Origin of the sequence: Nocardia sp. NPDC050413 (assembly GCF_040655475.1) — a bacterium.
Taxonomy (GTDB): Bacteria; Actinomycetota; Actinomycetes; order Mycobacteriales; family Mycobacteriaceae; genus Nocardia; species Nocardia coubleae.
The window spans coordinates 1-20,677 of record NZ_JBFAJZ010000006.1; the positions used below are offsets into that span (position 1 = coordinate 1).

The 20,677-nt window shown below is 68.3% G+C and carries 19 protein-coding genes and 1 rRNA gene; 9 read left to right on the forward strand and 11 right to left on the reverse strand.

Features of this window, described 5'->3' with window-relative positions; all coding sequences use genetic code 11:
- Window positions 1–176 precede the first annotated feature (176 nt).
- The 4 genes from rrf to AB0I19_RS16420 all read left to right on the forward strand — a co-directional run bounded on the left by rrf (window position 177) and on the right by AB0I19_RS16420 (window position 3,365).
- Window positions 177–293: ribosomal RNA gene (gene rrf, locus AB0I19_RS16405) — 5S ribosomal RNA — on the forward strand.
- Between the two features lie 160 nt (window positions 294–453).
- Complete coding sequence (locus tag AB0I19_RS16410) at window positions 454–1,101, forward strand: YdcF family protein (RefSeq protein WP_067642724.1); 648 nt, start codon at window positions 454–456, stop codon at window positions 1,099–1,101.
- Between the two features lie 86 nt (window positions 1,102–1,187).
- A complete protein-coding gene (locus AB0I19_RS16415) occupies window positions 1,188–1,997 on the forward strand; it encodes an SAM-dependent methyltransferase (RefSeq protein WP_357149415.1) in 810 nt (269 codons plus the stop codon).
- 48 nt (window positions 1,998–2,045) lie between these two features.
- Window positions 2,046–3,365 carry a sensor domain-containing diguanylate cyclase gene (locus tag AB0I19_RS16420; protein ID WP_067642721.1) on the forward strand — a complete coding sequence of 440 codons (1,320 nt, stop codon included), beginning with the start codon at window positions 2,046–2,048 and terminating at the stop codon, window positions 3,363–3,365.
- On the opposite strand, the gene AB0I19_RS16425 is transcribed toward AB0I19_RS16420, so the two are convergent.
- Window positions 3,353–4,339 carry an acyl-ACP desaturase gene (locus AB0I19_RS16425; RefSeq protein ID WP_357149418.1) on the reverse strand — a complete coding sequence of 329 codons (987 nt, stop codon included), beginning with the start codon at window positions 4,337–4,339 and terminating at the stop codon, window positions 3,353–3,355. The two genes, AB0I19_RS16420 and AB0I19_RS16425, sit on opposite strands and share 13 nt — an antisense overlap.
- 181 nt (window positions 4,340–4,520) lie before the next feature.
- Between AB0I19_RS16425 and AB0I19_RS16430 the strand changes: the two genes are divergently transcribed.
- Both AB0I19_RS16430 and fadD32 read left to right on the forward strand, forming a co-directional pair.
- Window positions 4,521–5,741 (forward strand): KasA/KasB family beta-ketoacyl-ACP synthase, encoded by a 1,221-nt coding sequence (locus AB0I19_RS16430; protein WP_357149421.1) that lies wholly within the window; start codon window positions 4,521–4,523, stop codon window positions 5,739–5,741.
- Window positions 5,741–7,615 (forward strand): long-chain-fatty-acid--AMP ligase FadD32, encoded by a 1,875-nt coding sequence (gene fadD32, locus AB0I19_RS16435; RefSeq protein ID WP_357149423.1) that lies wholly within the window; start codon window positions 5,741–5,743, stop codon window positions 7,613–7,615. The genes AB0I19_RS16430 and fadD32 overlap by 1 nt, the downstream gene beginning before the upstream one ends.
- Window positions 7,616–7,684: 69 nt before the next feature.
- Here fadD32 and AB0I19_RS16440 read toward each other — a convergent pair whose 3' ends face one another.
- From AB0I19_RS16440 to AB0I19_RS16460, 5 genes are all read right to left on the reverse strand, one after another.
- Entirely contained in the window at window positions 7,685–9,262 is a 1,578-nt protein-coding gene (locus AB0I19_RS16440; RefSeq protein WP_357149426.1) for an LCP family protein, read from the reverse strand.
- Window positions 9,259–10,461: an Ig-like domain-containing protein gene (locus tag AB0I19_RS16445; RefSeq protein ID WP_357149429.1), complete on the reverse strand. Its 1,203-nt coding sequence runs from the start codon at window positions 10,459–10,461 to the stop codon at window positions 9,259–9,261. Before AB0I19_RS16445 ends, AB0I19_RS16440 begins: the two co-directional genes overlap by 4 nt.
- Window positions 10,462–10,487: 26 nt before the next feature.
- Window positions 10,488–11,033, reverse strand: coding sequence for a YceI family protein (locus AB0I19_RS16450; protein WP_357149432.1), 546 nt, complete (start codon window positions 11,031–11,033; stop codon window positions 10,488–10,490).
- An 89-nt stretch (window positions 11,034–11,122) separates the two neighbouring features.
- The gene (locus AB0I19_RS16455) at window positions 11,123–11,317 is read right to left on the reverse strand and encodes a hypothetical protein (RefSeq protein WP_181700085.1); all 195 of its coding nucleotides are present in this window, start codon (window positions 11,315–11,317) and stop codon (window positions 11,123–11,125) included.
- A complete protein-coding gene (locus tag AB0I19_RS16460; protein ID WP_357149435.1) occupies window positions 11,314–12,513 on the reverse strand; it encodes an MFS transporter in 1,200 nt (399 codons plus the stop codon). Before AB0I19_RS16460 ends, AB0I19_RS16455 begins: the two co-directional genes overlap by 4 nt.
- Before the next feature lie 105 nt (window positions 12,514–12,618).
- On the opposite strand from AB0I19_RS16460, the gene AB0I19_RS16465 reads away from it, so the two are divergent.
- Complete coding sequence (locus tag AB0I19_RS16465; RefSeq protein ID WP_357149438.1) at window positions 12,619–13,449, forward strand: DUF72 domain-containing protein; 831 nt, start codon at window positions 12,619–12,621, stop codon at window positions 13,447–13,449.
- Between the two features lie 314 nt (window positions 13,450–13,763).
- Window positions 13,764–14,072 carry an Rv3235 family protein gene (locus AB0I19_RS16470; protein ID WP_357149441.1) on the forward strand — a complete coding sequence of 103 codons (309 nt, stop codon included), beginning with the start codon at window positions 13,764–13,766 and terminating at the stop codon, window positions 14,070–14,072.
- Between the two features lie 6 nt (window positions 14,073–14,078).
- On the opposite strand, the gene AB0I19_RS16475 is transcribed toward AB0I19_RS16470, so the two are convergent.
- Window positions 14,079–14,567 (reverse strand): DUF4254 domain-containing protein, encoded by a 489-nt coding sequence (locus tag AB0I19_RS16475; RefSeq protein WP_357149444.1) that lies wholly within the window; start codon window positions 14,565–14,567, stop codon window positions 14,079–14,081.
- A gap of 97 nt (window positions 14,568–14,664) precedes the next feature.
- Entirely contained in the window at window positions 14,665–15,810 is a 1,146-nt protein-coding gene (locus tag AB0I19_RS16480; protein ID WP_357149446.1) for an acyl-CoA dehydrogenase family protein, read from the reverse strand.
- 331 nt (window positions 15,811–16,141) lie between these two features.
- On the opposite strand from AB0I19_RS16480, the gene AB0I19_RS16485 reads away from it, so the two are divergent.
- Window positions 16,142–17,428, forward strand: a complete 1,287-nt coding sequence (locus AB0I19_RS16485; protein WP_225280870.1) for a hypothetical protein — start codon at window positions 16,142–16,144, stop codon at window positions 17,426–17,428.
- 63 nt (window positions 17,429–17,491) lie between these two features.
- Here AB0I19_RS16485 and AB0I19_RS16490 read toward each other — a convergent pair whose 3' ends face one another.
- The 3 genes from AB0I19_RS16490 to AB0I19_RS16500 all read right to left on the reverse strand — a co-directional run bounded on the left by AB0I19_RS16490 (window position 17,492) and on the right by AB0I19_RS16500 (window position 20,667).
- Window positions 17,492–19,069, reverse strand: coding sequence for an AIM24 family protein (locus AB0I19_RS16490; RefSeq protein ID WP_357149448.1), 1,578 nt, complete (start codon window positions 19,067–19,069; stop codon window positions 17,492–17,494).
- Between the two features lie 66 nt (window positions 19,070–19,135).
- Complete coding sequence (locus AB0I19_RS16495) at window positions 19,136–19,696, reverse strand: GNAT family N-acetyltransferase (RefSeq protein ID WP_357149451.1); 561 nt, start codon at window positions 19,694–19,696, stop codon at window positions 19,136–19,138.
- Entirely contained in the window at window positions 19,693–20,667 is a 975-nt protein-coding gene (locus AB0I19_RS16500) for an ABC transporter substrate-binding protein (protein ID WP_357149454.1), read from the reverse strand. Before AB0I19_RS16500 ends, AB0I19_RS16495 begins: the two co-directional genes overlap by 4 nt.
- Window positions 20,668–20,677 lie beyond the last annotated feature (10 nt).

A 20,677-nucleotide genomic window follows, 5' to 3' on the forward strand; every position in this document is an offset into this window, starting at 1 on the left:
GAAGCACGGTAACGTGTGGAGGTGACCGGTACTAATAGGCCGAGGGCTTACTATCGAAGGTGTTACGCGTCCACTGTGCGGTATCTGAAACAACACACAGATCACCGAGACAATAACTGTTCATTCCGTTTAGGCGGGTGAGTGGTTGTGGCTCTCTGTGGATAGTTTCATAGTGTTACGGCGGTTATAGCGGTGGGGAAACGCCCGGTCCCATTCCGAACCCGGAAGCTAAGGCCACCTGCGCCGATGGTACTGCACTCGACAGGGTGTGGGAGAGTAGGACACCGCCGGACAATCATTCACGAAAGCCCTCTGACTACGGTCAGGGGGCTTTCGTCGTTTCCAGGGTAGTTCCGGGCACGAAACAGAACCGACCAGCGAATGTTTCGGATTCGGCAGCGGCGGGAGCGCTTGTCCGTCACCATGATGCGACGTCGCTCTGGAGGTTGTCGCATGGACCGGCTCGCTCATCAAGTTCTCCGTCGCGGCGCTGCCGCGCTCGTGCTTCCCGCCGCCCTCATCGGGGCGGTCCTCACCGCCGCACCGGTAGCCGCCGAACCGAAACCCGACCCGCTCGCGGGCATCACCGACCGGGTCACCGCCGACATGCTCGGCGCCGCGAATTCCCTTGCGGGAGTGGCGGGAATCGACCTACCCGAGACCTACGGCCCCGAGACGGCGATCGTCGTACTCGGCTACGGCCTGCAACCCGACGGCACCATGCGTGCCGAGTTGAGCAACCGGCTGCACGCCGCGCTTGTTCAGGCGTACATGTCACCCGCCTCGCCGGTGATCGTCACCGGTGGCAATCCGCGCAACGGGGTCACCGAGGCGCAGGTGATGGCCGACTGGCTGCATGTGCGCGGAGTGGCCAGGCACCGGCTGCACGCCGAAACCGAGGCCGGTTCCACCGTGCAGAACGCGAAATTCTCGGCGCAGCTCATGGCGGCACTCGGCGCGCACAAGGCGGTGCTCATCACCTCGGCCGACCATATGCGCCGGGCGCTGGAGAACTTTCTGGCAGCCGGGGTGCCGGTCGTCGCGACGATGACGCCGGACGTGGCGCCGCTGTGGGCGCAGCCGTACGGTGCGGACAAGTGAACCGAACATCGCCTATGTCGGTGCCGGAGTTTACGATCATCGAATGCCGCCGGGGCGCGGCACGGAAAGACAGGGGTTGATCGGCGATGGACAGGCCTGCCTGGGCACCGGACGGTGTCGATATGCAGCAACCGAGCCCGGCTCGGATGTACGACGCACTACTCGGTGGCTCGCACAATTTCGCGGTCGACCGGATGGCTGCCGAAATGGGCACCAAGTTGGTGCCGGATCTGCCGCGCCTGGCGCTGAGCAACCGGGCGTTCCTGCGGCGTGCGGTCCGCTTCATGCTCGACGCGGGCATCCGCCAGTTCCTCGACATCGGTTCCGGTATCCCCACCGCGGGCAATGTGCACGAGATCGTGCACGAACTCGACCCGCAGGCCCGCGTGCTCTATGTCGACATCGACCCGGTGGCCGTCATGCATTCGCGCACGATCCTGCACGGGAACGAGCGGGCGGGCGCGATCGAGGCCGACCTGCGCAAGACCGACGACCTGCTGGCCGCCGTCCGGGAGACCGGACTGATCGACTTCGCGGAGCCGGTCGGACTGCTCCTGATCGCGGTGCTGCATCTGGTGTCCGACGACGACGACCCGGCGGGGAAGGTGAGCGCGCTACGCGAGGTGCTCGCGCCGGGCAGTCTCGTCGCCATCTCCCACCTGACCTCGGAATTGCGGCCGGAGGACGCGGGTAAACTGAGCGCCAACGCGGCGAACGAGAACCGGGTCGGTATCCATTTCCGGCCCAAGGACGCGATCGTCGCCATGTTCGATGGTTGGGATCTGGAGTCGCCGGGCGTGGTGGAACTGCCGGCGTGGCGACCTGAGTCGGAGCGAGATCAGCACGAGAAGCCCGGGCGTTCGCTCGGTCTCGGTGGGGTCGCGCGCAAGGGCTGAGCCCGTCGTCACGGCGGTGCGAGAGACGACGACAGGGGCGGATGAACGGTGGGGTCATGGGAGCTGGCGCAGCGGTGGGCTGACGCGCTCGACGGTGTGGTCGCTCCCACCCTCACCCGCTCCCAGATCGAGGACATGCTCGCCGCCCTGTGCACGGGTCTCATCGATGCCGCGCGCGGTGGTGAAGACCCCGACGTCGCCCGGCAGGCGGCGCGCATGCTGGTCGCGGTGAACTACCGCGATCCGGCCGCGGTGAGCCGTACGGTTCCGGTGCTGTGCACCGACCTCGTCGAGCACGCCGCCGCCGGTTTCGACGACCCGGCGCTGCCCGAAATCCGTAGCCGCGCAGTCGCTTTGGCGGGTGACTTCGCGGCCGGTTTCACCGCCGCACTGCGGGCGGCGGCACTGGCCGAACAGGAACAGACGCTGGCCGCGGTGCTCTCGGCCGCGCAGGAGGCAGAGGACCGGCGCGCCCTGTCGGAGGCCCGTTTCGAGGCCGTTTTCGACGGTGCGCTGGTCGGCATCGGCACCGTCGACATGACCGGCAGCGTGGTGAACTGCAACCTGACGCTGGCCGAAATGCTCGGACAGACCCCCGAGTCGATGGTCGGACGCACCGTCGCCGACATCCTCGGCCCGGCGAACCTCAACGATGCCTTCGTCGAACTGCAGCGGATGGTCGCGGGCGAGTCGGAGAGCTTCCGGACCGAGACCGAACACATTCGCGACGACGGCCGGGTCACCTCGATCGATCTGTCGATGTCGGCGGTTCGTGACGGCGAGGGCGCGATCCGGTTCCTGGTCGGTGTCGCGGTCGACGTCACCGAGCGCAAGCAGCTGGCCGACCGGCTGTGGCACGACGCCAACCACGACGCGCTGACCGGCCTGCCGAACCGGTCGCACCTGTTCAGCCGGCTCGCGGGCGCCGAACCACCGGTCGGCGTGTGCTATCTGGATCTCGACGGCTTCAAGGAGATCAACGACCTGTGGGGCCACACCATCGGTGACCGGGTGCTGCGGGTGGTGGGCGACCGCCTTCGCGACACCCTCGGCCCCCGCTCGGCGCTGCCCGCGCGTATCGGTGGCGACGAATTCCTCGTGCTCGTCGAAAAGTGTTCGGGTGAACAGGCATTGACCGAGCTGGCCGACGAGCTCATGGCGGCGTTGTCGGCGCCGCTCGAGGTGGACGGGCACATGCTCGCCGTGGGCGTGAGCATCGGCACCGCCTTCTTCGAACAGCCACCGGCCGCCGCCGACGAACTGCTCCAGGCCGCCGACGCCGCGATGTACCGGAACAAACACCATGCGCGAGCGGCGATCCGGCCACAGGTGCACCGGTCGCCGCCCGCGCTCGATCAGACCAGCTGACGTTGCTTCGCGCGCGCGAGTGAACGATCGCGCTGTTCCTCGAAGCGCACCACGTCCTGGCGCAACCGGTCGAGGAAGGCAGCCAGATCGTCGCGCGCTTTCTCGCCCCGCGGACCGAAATCGGTGCGCTCGAAGATATTCCATTTGCGCAGCACCGGCAGCAGGACTTCCTCGAGGTGCTGGCGCAGATCGTAGATGCCGTGCTTGGCCATCAGCACACCGTTGCGGCGCCACCCGGGCATGCCCGCGCCTGGCATCTGGAAACCGGCCACGATGGTCGCGATCGCCTCCATGGTCTGGTCGGGTGCCAGGTCGAGGGCGGCCGCGCACAGGTTGCGGTAGAAGATCATGTGCAGGTTCTCGTCGGCGGCGATGCGCGCGAGCATGCGGTCGGCGATCGGATCGTCGCAGGCACGGCCGGTGTTGCGGTGGCTCACCCGGGTGGCCAGTTCCTGGAACGTCACATACGCCACGGAGTACAGGAAACCGGCGCCGGAGGTGTCGCGCACATCGAAGGCGCCTGCCTTCTCGTCGACCACCGACATGGCCGAGTAGCCGTTGGTCATGTGGATCATCCGTGCGTTCTCGAGCGCGACCGGGTCGACGCCGCGCGTCACGACCAAATAGTCACGCATCACGATGCCGTGCCGGTTCTCCTCGGCGGTCCACCGACCGACCCAGGTGCCCCAGGCGCCGTCCTGGGAGAAGTTCTCGGCGATCTCGCGGTGATAGGAGGGCAGGTTGTCCTCGGTGAGCAGATTCGTGATCATCGCCGCCTTGGCGACCTCGTTCAGGGCGGATTGCTCGGGCGCCCAATCGATTCCGCCCATCGATGCGAAATTGCGGCCCTGCTCCCACGGCACGTAGTCGTGCGGATGCCAGTCCTTGGCCATCGATAGATGACGATCGACATTGCTCGCCGCAACATCTTCCAATTCGATCAGCAGTTCCAGCTGGGTGAGGTTCCTGGCCACGCTCGTGCCCTTTCGCTGCAGGGAAAAGCAAGAGTCGGTAATGTTGCCGGTCGTCGCCGAGAATAGACCCGGCACAAGGCACCTGGCGAAACGCGGTGCCATTCTCTACGCTTCACCAGTTCAGCTCCATCAGCGGTTCCCGTTCAGTCGTGGCATAGCTAGAGAGAGTGAGCGAAGAATTATGACGGACATCGTGGTCACGAGCCTTGCGGCGACCACGTCGATCGCGGGCGACGTCGACTCGACCTGGAAAGGTCTGCTCAACGGCGAGAGCGGGATCGACGTCCTGGAGGACTCCTTCATCGACGACTTCGACCTTCCGGTGCGGATCGGTGGTCACCTGAAGGTGTCGCCGGCGGCCTCGCTCACCCGCGAGGAGGCGCGCCGGTTGTCCTACGTCGAGCAGATGGCCGTGGTGCTCGGCCGTGAGGTCTGGCGCAACGCGGGCAGCCCCGAGGTCGACCTGGATCGGCTCGGCGTCTCCATCGGTACCGGGCTCGGCGGCGCCGAATCCCTGCTGTACGCGCGGGACAAGCTGTCCAACGGCGGCTACCGGAAGGTGTCGCCGCAGACCGTCGCGGCCATGATGCCCAACGGCGCCGCCGCGTGTGTCGGCGTCGAATTGGGTGCGCGCGCAGGCGTTTCCACGCCCGTTTCGGCGTGTTCGTCGGGTTCGGAGGCCATCGCCAACGCGTGGCGGATGATCGTGATGGGCGATGCCGACATGGTGGTGACCGGCGGGGTGGAAGGCTGCATCCAGGCGGTGCCGATCGCGGCATTCACCCAGATGCGTGCCATGAGCACCCGCAATCACGACCCCAAGGGCGCGTCGCGCCCGTTCGACGTCGACCGCGACGGATTCGTCTTCGGCGAGGCCGGGGCGATGATGGTGATCGAGACCGAGGCCCATGCCAAGGCGCGCGGGGCGACGATCCACGCGCGCCTGCTCGGTGCGGGAGTCACCTCCGACGGCTTCCACCTGGTCGCGCCCGACCCCGACGGCACCGGTGCGGCCCGGGCGATGACGCGGGCCATGCAGACCGGCGGCATCAGCCGCACCGACGTCACCCACATCAACGCCCACGCCACCGCCACCCCCATCGGCGACACCGCCGAGGCCAACGCGATCGGCAAGGCCATCGGGTCGCATGCCTCGGTGTACGCGCCGAAGTCGGCGCTCGGGCATTCGATCGGTGCGGTGGGTGCGCTGGAATCGGTGATCACCGTGCTCAGCGTGCGCGACAGCATCGTCCCGCCCACGCTGAACCTGGAGAACCAGGACCCCGCGATCGACCTCGACGTGGTCTCGGGTCAGGCGCGGCCGGGCCGCATCGATTACGCGGTGAACAACTCGTTCGGCTTCGGCGGGCACAACGTGGCCCTGGCCTTCGGGCGGTTCTGATGATCGGCGAGACACTCGACGACTACCTCGACGAGCACGGCGCCATCCGCATTCCCGGTAACCAGACGCTCATCGATTTCGTCGACAAGCACAGCGAAGCCAACGGCGACGAGCTGGCCTACCGGTTCATCGATTACTCGCGCGAACGCGACGGCGAGTACCAGGAGCTCACCTGGCGTGAGTTCGGGGTGCGGTTGCGGGCGGTGGCGGCGCGCCTGCAGCAGGTCACCGAGCCGGGCGACCGCGTTGCGGTCCTGGCGCCGCAGGGGCTCGACTACGTGGTGGCGCTGTTCGCGGCGGTGTACGCGGGCAATGTCGCGGTGCCGCTGTTCGATCCGGAGGAGCAGGGGCACAGCGATCGGTTGCACGCGGTGCTCGGTGACTGCGAACCGGCCGCGGTGCTCACCGTCACCGGTTCGGCGGCGGGGGTACGCAACTTCTTCCGCGAACAGCCGAACACGCGCAGGCCGAGAATCATCGCGGTGGAGGCGATTCCCGACGCGGTGGGATCGCGCTGGCGCAGGCCCGACATCTCGATCGACAGTGTGGCCTACCTGCAGTACACCTCCGGATCCACCCGGGTACCCGCCGGTGTGGAGATCACGCACCGCTCGGTCGGCACCAATCTGCTCCAGATGATCGACGCCATCGGCATCACCGAGAACGCGCGCGGTGTCACCTGGCTGCCGCTGTTCCACGACATGGGTCTGCTCACGGTGATCCTGCCGACCATCGGCGGCAAGTTCATCACCATCATGTCGCCGAGCGCGTTCGTCCGCAGGCCCTCGCGCTGGATCAAGGAACTCGCCGCGCAGGCCGACGGGGCCGAGATCTACTCGGCCGCACCGAACTTCGCGTTCGAGCACGCCGCGGTGCGCGGGTTGCCCAAGGGCGACGAGACGCTCGACCTGTCGAACGTGATCGGGCTCATCAACGGCAGCGAACCGGTGTCGGTGGCCTCGATGCGCAAGTTCAACGAGGCGTTCGCGCCGTTCGGGCTGTCCAAGACCGCGATCAAACCCTGCTACGGGATGGCCGAGGCGACGCTGTTCGTGTCGGCGACCCGCCGCGAGGACGAGGCGCGGGTGGTCTATGTGGACCGGGGCAAACTCAATGCCGGGCGCATGGTGGAGGTCGACGAGCACGCCGCGCAGGCGGTGGCGCAGGTGTCGTGCGGGTATGTCGCCAGGTCGCAGTGGGCCGTGATCGTCGATCCGGAGACGGGTATCGAGCGGCGTGACGGCGAGGTCGGCGAGATCTGGTTGCACGGCGACAATATGGGCATCGGGTACTGGGGGCGGCCGGAGGAGACCGCGCAGACCTTCCACAACCGGGTGACCCGCAATCCGACCGGCAGCCGGGCCGAGGGCGCGCCCGAGGACGCGACGTGGATGCGCACCGGCGACTTCGGTGCCTACTACGACGGGGAACTGTTCATCACCGGCCGGGTGAAGGACCTCGTCATCGTCGACGGACGCAATCACTACCCGCAGGACCTCGAATACTCGGCACAGGAAGCGAGCAACGCCCTGCGGCCGGGGTTCATCGCGGCGTTCTCGGTTCCAGCGGGAGAACTGCCCGCGCCGGTGCGGGTGGCCGATGCCGACGACATCGCCGAACAGCTCGTCGTGGTGGCCGAAAGGGGTTCGGGGGCGGCGAAACTCGATCCGCAGCCGATCATCGACACGGTGCGTGCGGCGATCTCGCGCAGGCACGGCGTGACGGTGCGTGACGTGCTGCTGGTGCCTGCCGGTTCGATTCCGCGGACCTCGAGCGGCAAGATCGCCCGGCGCGCGTGCCGGGCGGCCTACCTCGACGGGACGCTGCGTGGGGGTTACCGGCAGCAGGACTATCCGGACGCTCCGGTCGACTGAGGTCATCGAAAACGGCTCGGCCGCCGGGAAACCGGTGGCCGAGCCGTTTGTCGTCGGCCGTGGAGCGGCTCAGTTCACGCAGGGGATCGTGTCGCCGATATTGGTGGTGAGTGGTTTCCCGGCGTCCGGCAGGGGCTGTCCGGCGACGCTGGTTGTCGTGGTGACGGGGCGGGTGGTGGTGGTCGGGCTCAGTTCGGCCGGGGGAGTGAAGTCGGCGCCGAGGATGACGCGCACGTGGCCGTCCTCTACCCAGGGTGACGCGGAAACCGGTAGCCCACCGAGGATCTCGGCGACAGCACGGGCGTCATGGATGGCACCGGGGCCGTAGGTGACCGCCGAATAGGGCTCGTCGTTGCCGTCACCGCCGCCGACCTCGCCCTCGCCGTAGCCGCGCGCGGTCAGCATCTTCGACACCAGGGCAGCCTGCCCGGTCGTGGAGCCGACATTGTGCACGTCCACCACGGCATCGGGATTCGCCGCCGTCACAGTGGTTGTCGGGGCCTGCTGACCGAAAGCCGCACGTACCTCGCGTTTGATGGCCGCCGGGTCGACGATATTGACGTCCTGACCGTCGATCACGTCGTAGCGCAGCACCGGCAGGGTGCGGAACTCGACCGGGATGCTGCCCGCCGCACCGAGATCGCGGACGAATTCGAACAGGTCCCAGCCCTGCGACAGGACGATGTCGCGGTGCGCGGCATCCATCAGGGCGGACAGCTTGCTCAGATCGGTGAGCGTGCCGGAGTCCTTGAGCGACTTGGCAACCGAGGTGAGGAAGGCCTGCTGGCGGTGCGTGCGGTCGAGGTCGCCGTTGGGCAGACCGTGGCGCTGACGCACGAACGCGAGAGCCTGGGCCGCGTCGAGATGCTGACGGCCCGCCGGGAACACCGCGCCGGAGAACTCGCTGTCGTCGACGGCATTGGTCAGGCACACATCGACGCCGCCCACCGCGTCGGCCAGGTCGTAGAACCCGGCGAGCGAGATCTCGGCGAACCGGTCGATCGGCACCCCGACCAGGTTGCGCACCGTGGTGACGATGGATTCACGGCCCGCCTCCCGGCTGCGGCGCTCGAGTTCCACCGGGTCGTCGACGCCCTGCTCCATCAACTTCGCCTGCACCACCGCCTTTTTCAGGCCGTACGCCTCTTTGATCTTGATGCGCGAGTAGCCGGGGATGCCGGTGACCGCCACATAGTTGTCGCGGGGGATGGAGAAGGCGACGATCTTGCTCATATCGGCCGGAATGTGCAGCAGGATCAGTGAATTGGCGTTGTAGCCGCCTTCGCTGCCGTCACCGGCGTGCAGCTGATCGAGGATCGCTTTCGGCAGGTCCTTGCCGTCGAGGTCTTTGCGGGTGTCCAGGCCGATCAGCAGGATGTTGACCGCGCCGTCGAGCGAGCGCGGCGCGTCGTCGCCCAGCGCGTCGGAGTGCAGGAAACCGGCATCGAAACCGTTCTTCGCCGACCAGGCGAGGCCGGTGCCCGCCAGCACCGCGAGCGCGACGGCGGCGACGAACATCCTGGTGACGATCGAGCCGATGCGACGCAACCGGGCATGCCCGGTCGAGCGTGGGACGGGTGGGGCGCCGATACGCCTGGGCGGCTGCCGGCGCGGCCAGGGCGCCGGTGGTTCATCGATCCGGTTCACCTCAGGGCACTACCCGCCAGCCACTGGTCCCAGGGCACGCTCCAGTCACCGTTCTGCCACACTTCGAGCGGTGCGCCGCCGGTATTGCGGATCTCCACCACATCACCGGGCTGGGAGAATTCGTAGAACCAGCGCGCGTTCTCCCCGCTGAGATTGAGGCAGCCGTGCGAGACGTTGGTGTTGCCCTGCGCCCAGATGGTGTCGTCGAGTTGATGTAGGTAGATGCCGTCGGTGCTGATCCTGGTCGCCCAGCCGATGGTCTCCTTGTAGCCGAGGCGCGAGTTCACGGGCAGGCCGTAGGTGGAGGAGTCCATCACCACCGGGTTGGCCTTGTCCATGACCGTGTAGATCCCGGGCTGGGTCCAGAAGGAGATGGTTTTGCCTGCCACTTGTTCGCTGCCGCCGCGACCCATCGAGGTCGGCATGGTGCGCACCAGCGCGCCGTTCTCGTATACCTGGACCTGTTTGGTGGTGTCGTCGACGATCGACACGTGGGACGGGCCGATGGTGAAGCTGGTCTTGGTGTCCTCCTGGCCGTAGAGGCCGCCGCCGAGGTCCTTGCCGTAGATATCGGCGGCGAGCGTCACGCGGGTACCCGGCTCGTAGTAGTTCTGCGGGCGCCAGTGGGCGTTGCGGTCGTCGAGCCAGTACCAGGAGCCGGTGACGGGCGGGTCGGTGGTGACCGACAGGTGCCGTTCGGCGGTGGCGCGATCCGGCACGTTCTCGTCGAAGTGGGCGACGACAACCGTGCCGACGCCGAAGGTGCCCTGTGGTGAGAGGGCCGTGCCGCCCGTGGTGCGGAAATACACCTTGGTCTGGTTGTTGGGGGCCAGCGTGGTGAACGTCGAGGTGGTCGGCTCGGTGCCGCGGTCGGTCGCGGCGGTGATCGTGTAGGTGCGGCCGTAGCCGAGGGGCTCGGTCGGCTTCCAGGCGGTGCGGTCGGGAGTGAAGACGCCCTCGACCTCGTTGCCCTGCTCATTGGTCATCGTGACGGAGGTGAGCGTGCCTTCGCTGGTACTGACCCGGACCGGGGCCAGCGGGTCGATTTCGGTGGCGCCCGACTCGGGCGACACCGAGACGACGGCCTCGGGTGGGGCCTTGGTCGAGGACCCGGAGTCGGTGGTCGAGCCGCCGCAGGCCGCGACCAGCAGCAGCACGAGCACGGCGGCCAGCGCGGCCGCACAACGTTGTCGGATCATCTGCCCCTCCCTCGGTCCGGTTCCGCTCAGCTCTGCAGGCCGACCTCGATGTCGAGGGACAGGTTGATCTTGTCGCCGATCACCGCGCCGCCGTCGGCCATCGGCATGTCGATGGTGAGGCCGAAGTCGCGCCGGTTCACGGTGGCGGTCGCGGTGAAACCGGCGACCGGCGCGTCGGCCATGCCGGGGCCGGTGCCGAGGAACTCGACGTCGAGGGTGACCGGGTGGGTGGTACCACGCACGGTGAAATCGCCGGTGACGCTGAATTCGGTGCTCAGGGCCTTGAATCCGGTGGCCTTGAAGGTGGCCGTGGGATAGTTGGCGGCGTCGAAGAAGTCGGCGGTGGCCAGGTGGGCGTCACGCTGGGGGTTGTCGGTGGTGAGCGAGGCGACCTGGATCTCGGCTTCGGTGTCGGCGGTGCCGTCGTCGTGGACGACGAGGGTGCCGGAGAAGTCGGTGAACCGGCCGCGCACCTTGCTCACCATGAGGTGACGAACCGAGAATTCGAGGCTGGAGTGGGCGGGGTCGATGACCCAGGTTCCCGCGGCCAGTCCCTTGGCAGGTGCCGACATGATCTCTCCTCACTTGACGATCCGGCCGAGGGACGGCCGACGGGTGTGAAGCGATAACGAACCCAGCCTAGCCCGGCGGAGAGTATCGGTCAGCTATCGCTGCTCGTCCGTTCGCCGAGGAACCGCAGCAGCGCGGGGTCGGTCGAGGTGAATCGGTCGACCTCCTGGCCGCCGGTGCATTCGAACAAACCGATGGTGACGCTGTCGGCGCGGCGGGTGAGCACCCGCCAGATCGCGCCCGAATCCGCCCAGCGGCGCAGGGTTTCGACCGGGTCGGTGCTCATACCCGTTCACGATAGTTGGCCGCGACCAGCGCGAGGCAGGCCGCGGCGATCACCGCGGTCACCAGATACATGGCGGGATAACCGAACCCGAAGCTGCCGTGCAGCGCCGACAGGATCGCGGGCACACCGAAACCGAGGTAGCTCACCGAATAGAACACCGCGTTCAGCCCGGCCAGGTCGCCGGGGCCGGCGATCCGCTCGATCTGCTGTAGTCCCGCGACCAGGCCGATGCCGTAACCGCTGCCGAGGACGACGGCGGTGAGCAGCGTCGCGCCGATGGTGAGGGTCGACGCGGTCCACGCCGCGAGCAGCATGCCGGCGGTGAGCAGCACGAGCGCGAGCACCGCGGCGCGGGCGGTACCCGGCCGGTCGATGCGGCGCGCGACCGACTGGATGGTGAAACCGCAGCCGAGCGTGACCATGGTGACCAGGGCGGAGAACGCGATCGGGGCCTCGCCGACCTGCCCGAGCATGAGCGTGGGCAGCACGGCGTAGGCGGTGGCGTTGGCGGTGAACAACCACAGGGCCACCGGCACCGCGACCCGCAGGAAGCGGCGGTGACCTGCGGCGGGGATCTTCAGATCGTCGAGCAGCCGGGCCGGATGTGTCTGTCGGCGCACGGTTTCCGGCGCTCTCACCAGCCAGGCCGTGGCCAGGACACACAGCGCCACATTGACCAGATACGCGGTGGAATCGGGCAGCGGGCCCCACTGCGCGAGCACGCCCGCCACACCCGCGCCGAGGGCGAAACCGGCGGTCAGGCTCATCGCCGAGCGCCGGGCGCCGACGCCCGGCCCGGACAATTCCTTGAGCCAGCTGCCGCCGACGGCCATCGCCAGCCCGAGCGCGACACCGCACAGCATCCGCCCGGCCGCGAGCATCGGCACCGACGACGCCCCCGCCGCCAGCAACAGCGAACCGGCCGCGGCGATGAGCGGGGCGGGCAGCATGAGCGGGCGCCTGCCGAATCGGTCCGACAGCGGACCGCCGATGAGCAGGGCGGGCACGATGCCGAGCACGTAGTAGAAAAGCAGCAGATCGACGGCCGTGGCGGCCAGTCCGTGCCCCTTGTACATCACCAGCAACGGGGTGAACTCGTTGCCGCCCCAGGCGATCGCCACCACGGCGGCCGAGACCGCCTGCCAGGCGCGGGTCGCCGGGACAGCACGGGGCCGCTCGCTGGTGAGAATCGCCATCACAGGCCCTTTCTGTCGTGCGCGCACCGGGGAAACGCGCACGGGCGAAATGGTGGCAACCGGTCTCATTTTAGGGACGGGCGCTCGCTGTAATACGGTCGGGTAGTGCGTGAGCTGCGGGTGGGGTGTGCGATGTGGACTCATCCGCAGTGGCCCGCGTCGGCCGAGAAGCTGCGTTCCTACGCCGCGCACTGCGGCGCCGTGGAGGGCAATACGACCTTCTACGCGACCCCCTCGGCCTCGACGGTGCAATCGTGGGCGCGTCAGACCGCGCCGGACTTCCGGTTCGTCCTCAAACCGCCGAGGGCGATCACCCACGAACGAAGGCTCGTCGATTCGCGCGCCGAACTCGCCGCCTTCCTCGACGTGATGGCGCCACTCGGTTCCCGGGTGCACGCGCTGTGGCTGCAGATGCCCGCCTCGTTCGGTCCCGGTGATCTCGGCGCGCTCGCCCGGTTCCAGCGTGAGCTGCCCTCGGGTCTGCGCTGCGCCGTCGAGGTGCGGCACCCTGCCTTCTTCACCGACGACCACGCCGCCGTGCAGCTGGAACGAGTGCTCGGGCGAATCGGCGCCGAATGGGTGCCCTTCGACACGACGGTGCTGTTCGACGGGCCGTCGGCCGACGCGGCCGAGGTGGAGGCGCGGGCGAAGAAGCCTCGCGTGCCCAGGCGTACCCGAGCGCTCACCGAGTACCCGATCGTGCGCTATCACGGCCGTTCCGACGAGGAGCGCACGGTGGCCGGGTGGAAGCCCTGGGTGGCGACGGTGGCGCAGTGGTTGCGGGAAGGCCGGTCGCCGACGGTCTTCGTGCACACGCCCGACAATGCGGCCGCCCGTGACCTGGCCCGCCGGTTCCACGCCGAGGTCGCCGCGGTGGTTCCCGAACTCCCACCGCAACCCGCGGGCGGTACCGAGGAACCGATGACACTGTTCTGACCAGCCTGTCCGCGTCGATTCCGCGCACACTTGTCGGAGGGTCGTGGCATGCTGTGCGCCAGCACTGGGGAGTGTGTGGGCGGGACTCGAGGGGACAGCCCATGTCTGGGTCGATGGATGGAACGTCGTTGTTGCCCGCACCGCACTGTGAGCCGCGCTTGGAGCACGGCGGGCGATCGGAAGAGGTTGTGCCGCACCGGGTTACCCGGGCGCGCACGCGGCGGTCCGGGCACGGGACGCCCGCCGGGATCAGGCGCGCGGTACGCGGTGCGTGTGTGGCGCAGCCGCCGGTGGTCGAAGCGCCCACGGAGACAATGCGATTCGCCGAACAGGTACTGCGGTGGGTGCTCGAAGTCCTCGACCGGCGGCGGTCGGTCACGCATCTGCGACCCTTCGCCGATCCGCTGGTGGTGTCGGCGGTCGCCACCATGCTCACCCAGGATCTGGTTCCCGGAAAGGGATTGGGCGCCGCCAATCTCACGCGTGTCCGGCAGACCTCGGCCGAACCGGGAGCAGCCGAGGTGTTCGCCCTGTATCAGCGGGGCGACCGCACCCTCGCCATCGCCGGACGGATCGAATCGGGCAAGGACACCTGGCGGTTGGTCGCGCTGCGAATGTATTGAAGAAGGCTATTCGGTGCCCGGCCGATGCTGGTCGGCCTGGTCGCGGCCGCTGCCGGGGGCGTCGTCGGAGCCGTCGGGCAGGCGGCGCGTGCCGTTGGCCACCTCGGCGACGAGATCGTCGTAGCCGCAGGCCAATTCGTGCAAGCGCTGCTGGGCGGCACGCAACTCGGCCTCGGCGCCGCAGGCCAGCGCCCGGTAGGTGAGCGCGGCGAAATGGGCCATGCGATCGACGACGGCGCCGATGCTCTCGGTGTGCATCGGCGCCGTGGTCGGTGGTTTCGGCGAGCGGAGCAGCACCCAGCGGTCGATCTCGCAGACCAACCGGGCGCGCTCCCAATCGATATCGCTGGTGTCGCCGGGCACCAGCTGTTCGCGGCGTTCGTGCAGGGCCGCCAGTTCGTGCGCGGCCGCGAGCACGGGGTCAGCGGACCCGGTGACCCCGCACACGGCACGCATCATGTCGGCGCGGGCAGGCAGTCCCGGTTCCCTGTCCACGTTTCGCCGCACCGTCCTCGCCGGAGTTCGTACCGCTTTCCGAAGAACATTCGTCCCGGTCGCGGATACGGATAGGTCGGACGATTCCGCCCGCGGCCTACAGGCTGCGCGCGATGATCTCCTTCATGATCTCGTTGGTGCCCGCGTAGATCAGCTGCACGCGGTTGTCCACCCACATGCGCGCGATCGGGTACTCGTTCATGTAGCCGTAGCCACCGAACAGCTGCAGGCAGGTGTCGGCGATCTGCATCGCCTTGTCGGTGCACCACCACTTGGCCATCGCGACGGTGGGGATGTCGAGCTCGCCGCGCAGGTGCTTCTCGATGCAGTCGTCGATGAACACGCGCGCGATGCGGGCCTCGGTGGCCACCTCGGCCAGCTTGAACTTGGTGTTCTGGAAACCGAACACCGGGCGGCCGAACGCCTCGCGCTCCTTCGTGTAGCGCAGCGTGTGCTCGAGCGCGACCTCCATGCCCGCGACCGCACCGTGGGCCACGATCAGGCGCTCCTGGGGCAGCTGCTGCATCAGCTGGACGAAGCCCTGGCCCTCCTGGGTGCCGAGCAGGTTGCTCACCGGCACGCGCACGTCCTCGAAGAACAGCTCGGAGGTGTCCTGGCCCTTCTGGCCGATCTTGTCGAGCACGCGGCCGCGACGGAAGCCCTCGCGGTCGGCCTCGACCAGCACCAGCGAGACACCCGCGGCGCCCTGGGTGGGGTCGGTCTTGGCGACCACGATGATGAGGTCGGCCTGGGCGCCGTTGGTGATGAAGGTCTTGGAGCCGTTGATGACGTACTCGTCGCCGTCGCGGATCGCCTTGGCCTTCACGGCCTGCAGGTCGGAGCCGGTGCCGGGCTCGGTCATGGCGATGGCGCCGACGACCTCACCGGAGGCCATCTTGGGCAGCCACTGCTTCTTCTGCTCCTCGGTGCCGTAGGCGAGCAGGTAGTGGGCGACGATGCCGTTGTGCAGGCTCACGCCCCAGGAGGTGTCGACGGCGCGCGCCTGCTCCTCCATCAGCACCGCCTCGTGGGCGAAGGTGCCGCCACCGCCGCCGTACTCCTCCGGGATCGACAGACAGAGCAGACCGACTTCGCCCGCTTTGTTCCACAGGTCGCGATCCACATGGTGCTGCTCGCGGTACTTGTCGATATTCGGGACGAGTTCCTTGGCCATGAAGGCGCGGGCGAGGTCGCGCAGGGCGTCCAGATCCTCGTTCATCCAGCTGGACCGATTGGCGGCCATCGAGTCTCCTTATTACGGCTCGGCACAGCACCGGCCTCAGGCGTGACCGGTGGTTACGGATACAGTGTGTACCAATATTGGCGGAGTGACAATAGCGGCTTCGATCGGGGTGGCGAACGGTGTTCGACAACATTTGAGCCGCAGTGAAGTGAAAAGTGGGCTGTTTCGGCCGCAGGTGTGAAATGCGCGTGTCGCTCGCGGCGCGCCGCGTTTGGGCAGTGGTGTGGGAGCATCGGTTTCGCGCCGGAGGGTGAATGCACTAAGAATGGCGTGTGCCGTTCACACGTGTGCTCACCTGTCTGCCATCGCGATCCCGGGGCGGTGGTCTGGCATGACCAGCGAATCGCCCCTCGAGGACGACGTCAGCCAGCTCGCCCAGCGCGTCGAACGGGCGCGCGGACGACTCGCCTACCAGTTCGACCCGGCGCTCACCGACGCCCTGTCCGAGGACGAACTGCGCGCCGAACGTGAACTCGCCGAACGCATCCGTGAACAGGATCGCGAACAGCGCTGGAAACACACCCAGGCGATGGCGCAGGCCTCGGACCGTGCAAGGCAGACCACCGAAGCTATCGAGAAGGCCGACATGCGAGATCTGCTGCTCGCCAGGAAGGCGATGGCCGCCCAGCGGCGCGAATCGAGCCCGCACGCCAAACTCGCCTCGCTGTATCGGCACCGGTCCTGGTCACTGAAGGCGCTGGCGGGCGTGGTCGCCGCGGGCATGCTGTGGTCGGCGGTGAACGTGCAGCAGAACATCGCGCCCGGCGGGCCGACGGACCCGCTGTTCTGGTTCAGTTACCTGCTCGAGGCCATGATCAGCGTGTGTCTGATCATCATCATGGTCGGTACCAACAAGGTGGCCGAATGGGGCGTCATCGACAACCGGCGCCAGGTGGCGCTGGCCGAGATGGCATTGCTCTCGCTCACCGTCACGCTCAACACCTACCCCTATGTGCGTGACGGCCGCTGGTACGACGCCGCCGTACACGCCGTCGCGCCCGTGATGATCGGTGTCGCGCTGCTCATCCACGACGCGGTGAGTGCCAGGTACGGCCTGGCGATCACCCGGGCGACCAGCCAGGTCAGGGACCTGCCCGACCCCGCCGAGAGCATCCTCAACCGGCAGGCCGTCGACGGCGTGCGCCTCACCTACACCCCGCCGATGACCGGAAGCACCCGCATCGAGTCGGCACCGCCCGCGCCGTCGGTGACCGCCCCGATCACCCGCGAACCCGCCTGGACCCCGTCCGAGCCGGTCTCCAACGGCAGGCCGGCCGAGAAGCGCAAGCGGTTCGGCATCGGCAAGCCGTCCTCGGGTGACAAGGCCACAGCGAAGAAGACGGTCGTCGCCGCGGCCGAGCCGGTGAAGGAAACGCCCAAGCCGGTCGAGCAGGTGAAGACCACCGATTCGGTCCCCGCCGCCCGCAAGAGCACGATCTCCGACATCGAGGCCCGCGTCGAAAAGGCCTTCGCCGAAGCCAACTTCGGCTACGAGGCCATCGAACCGACCAGCATCTACGACACCGGCCAGTTCCGCATCGCCGAGAGCCTGGAACAGGAACTCAACGAGATGCGCGAGGCCCGGCGGCAGGCCCGCAAGGAGCGCGCGGGGTCGTAACCACTCCTTCCATACGCGCAAAACCGCCCTGGTTCCGAGCGAACCAGGGCGGTTTCGTGTGTGTCAGCCGAAGAGGCTGCCGCCGGTGCCTGCTTGCTGACCGCCGCCGGTGCCACCGAGGAGGCCGCCGGGTGGGAGTTCGGAGGGCTGGACGATGACGAAGCCGCGGCCGGAGAAGGACAGGGTGCTCGCTTCGCCGGTGCTGCGGCCGATGAGGCGGCCGAGGCCGAAGGAGTCGTTGCGTTTGATGCCGGTCTGCAGGCTGGAGGACCAGGCCACGGCGGCGTTGGGGTCGGCGTAGGTGGCCTGGTCGACAGTGAGGACGACCGGGGTGCCGTGGGTGGTGATGGCGATACGACCGCGGCCGGTGAAGACGCAGTTGAAAAGGCCGGCGTTGGAGGCGATTCCGGCCGCGCCCTGTACCCGGCCGATGTCGTAGCGCAGGGTGGAGTCGAAGGCGAGGACGTTGGCGCCGTTGATGGTGAGACCGTCGGAGCCGTCGAGGTCGATGATGTGCACGTCGGCGGCGCTGTTGGCCAGGAACAGGTCGCCGCGCCCGCTCACCTTCATCAGGGGCACACCTTCGCCGGTGAGGTGCTGCCGGATCGCGCGGCCGATGCCGCCGGAGCCGAGCGCTTCGAATTTCAGGTCACCCTGGTAGGCCACCATCGAGCCGGACCGCGCCATCACCTCCCCGTTCAACCCGACCTTGACCATCTTGCCGCCCTGCTTCTGGATGCCGAGGCCGTTGACCTCGGCATGCGAGGGGTCGAACAGGTCGCTGTGCACGGGCGGGACTCCTTGCTGAGAGGCGTACGAAGGTTGCGCACCAGGGTGAGCGGGTGGTGGGGAACCCGGTTGACCAGGCTGGGGGAACTGCCCGGGCGGCGGGTAGGGGGTTGTTGCATGTCCGGGGGCAGGGGCGTAGGCGCCTTGTCCGGGGGCCGGGGCCTGCCCAGGTGGTGGGTACGCGCCAGGTGGTCCGGGAGGTGCGAACTGCCCGGGAAGGCCGTGACCAGGAATGGGGTGGCCCCCGCCCGCCGGGGGTTGCCCGGGAGGCGTCGGGGCGCCGGGATGCTGCGGTGCACCCTGTGGCGGGTGTGCGGGGAACGCCGTATTGCCTTGGTGCGGAGCTGGTTCGGGTTCGTCGTCGAGGTTCACCCCGTACGCCGACGCGATGCCGGCGAGCCCGTCGTCGTATCCCTGGCCGATGGCGCGCACCTTCCACGCCCCGCCGCGCCGGTAGATCTCCACGCACACCACACCGCTCTCGGTGGTGAGCCCGGAGACGGGGAACGTCAGGGCGGTCGGCCCGGACTGGATAGTGGCGGTGAGGTTGCCGACGGCGGCGAAGGTGGCGGGCCCGCGCCCGTCGAGACTTGCCGTGACCACCACCTTGTCCACATCGGCGGGCAGCGCGGAGGTCTTCACCTGCACGATGTCGGGTCCGCCGTTGCCGTGCCGGTACACCACGCCCGGCCCGGTCGGCTGGTTGAAGAAGACGAAGTCGGCGTCGGAGCGCACCTTGCCCGCGGTGTCGAGCAACAGGGCCGACACGTCGACCGGGGCCGAACAGGCCACGGTGACGGTCAGCTCATCGCCCGGCGCGGGCCGGTTCTCTCCCGGTGCGAGCACGGTCACGACACGGCACCCGAACGCGGGCGGTTTCGCTGCTGTTCCACGAGTTCGATAGTGCCGTGTGTGCCGTCACCGCGCCAGTTCTCGATTCGGCCGGTCGAGGGGGATCTCGAGGTGCACCGTCTGGAATCCGTCGTGCGGACCGCGCGCGTCGTGCACGATGTGGCCGAAGGTGAGCCAGAACTCCAAGGCGCCCGGAGTCCGCGCGTCGGTGTGCAGGTACAGCCGGTCGAATTCCGTTGTGGCCCGGACAGTTTCGACGGCAGCGGTGACGAGCCGGGTGGCCAGCCCGCGCCGGTGGTGTTCGGGCCGGACGTAGACCCGGAACAGCTGAGCGGTGGTGTCGTCGGGATAGCGGCGTGCCAGCTCGGCCGGATGGGGTGGGTGCGCAGGTCCCTTCGCGCGGATCGCGGTGGTGCCGACGACGACTCCCTCGTGCTCGGCCACCCACAGGCGATTGCGCGGGTGACGCAGGTACGTGGCGTCGAGGTCGATCACGTCGTGGTGGTGTTCGGGCAGGTAGCCGATGCCGAACACCTGGTAGAAGGTGTCGAGCATGACGCTGCGTGCGCCGGTCAGGTCGGCGGGACCGGCCGGGCGGACGAGATAGTCGGTGGTGGTCGCGGTCATCGCAGGCCGGCCAGTTCGCGGTCGAGCACTTCCAGACCCTCGACGGCGACCGGTCCCGGACCGGTGTAGCCGAAGGGTGCGACGATGATCCGGTTGTCGCGGATGGCGCGCAGCCCGGCCAGTTCGGGGCGCTGGCGCAGGGTGGTTCGCACCGATTCGGGGGTCTGGTCGCCCTGGGTGAGCAGGATGATCACCTCGGGGTCCTGTGCGATGAGCGTTTCGGTGTTGGCTTCGAAATTGCGTTTGGCGATGTCGCCGTAGATGTTGGACAGGCCGAGGATGCGCATCTGTTCGTGGACGGTGCTCTGGGAGCCGTAGGCCTTGAGCTGGGCCCCGTCGCGCGACAGGATCAGCGCGGCCGCACGTCGAGGAGTCGTTGTGCCGCTGTGCTTTTCAGTGACCGTCCGCACGCGCTGCCGCAGCGTGGCGACTTCGGCGTCGGCGGCCTCCGCGGTGCCGAAGAGCTTGCCGTAGAGCGCGATGTCGGCGAAGACGTCCTCGAAGGTGCCCGCCGCGTCGCGGCAGTAACCACGGGTGACGATCAGCGGGATGTTCACCTGGGCCAGGTCGTCGGGCGTCACCGACAGTCCCTCGACGCTCACCACGAGGTCGGGGGAGCGGGCGATGATCTCCTCGCGAGCGAGTTCGGCTGTCGGCGCGGTGATCTCGATGCCTTTCAGGGCCTCACCGTACTGGCCGGGGAAGGCGGCGGCTTCGAAGGTACGGGTGACGATGCGGTCGGCGGCGCCGGCGGCGGCGATCGTCGGCGCGGCGATGGAGCCGACGGTGACGACCCGCTGTGGTGGCGCGGTGAACGTGACATCACGCCCACAACTCGAAACGGTCAGGGGGAAGCCGTCTTCCGCCGTGCTGGTGGTCGGCGCGGGCCCACCGCAACCGGTGACGACGGCGGTGAGCAGCGCGAGGGCGGGGATCGCACGGTGACGTGCGGAGGAGACACCTGTGAACACGGTGATCGGT